The organism is Alkalihalophilus lindianensis (assembly GCF_032843265.1).
GTDB classification, from domain to species: Bacteria; Bacillota; Bacilli; order Bacillales; family Bacillaceae_D; genus Alkalihalophilus; species Alkalihalophilus lindianensis.
In genome coordinates, this window is the sequence record NZ_JAWJBA010001019.1 from 1 (window position 1) to 236 (window position 236).

The 236-nt window shown below is 47.5% G+C and carries 1 protein-coding gene; it reads right to left on the reverse strand.

What is annotated here, in order from left to right; all coding sequences use genetic code 11:
• On the reverse strand, window positions 1-236 hold a 236-nt coding region (locus RYX56_RS25200; protein WP_317124494.1), incomplete at both ends, for a hypothetical protein.

Sequence of the window (236 nt, forward strand, 5' to 3'; positions counted from 1 at the left end):
CGCTACCCCTTCAAAAACAATCTCATTTTCTCTCACTTGTCCGAATTCATTTTCATAACGGAAGAAGATCTTCTCTCGTCCGCTTCCATGGAGCACTTTATCAAATAAAGCTTCAGGTATTTGTTCCACCGGCTGATCGAGATCAATCCCGTAGTGATCAGCAGCTGCCGCTAAGAGCTGCGGATAATACTGTGAACTCGTCGGCTCCCAGGCTGCGATTGCATGCTCACGAAGTG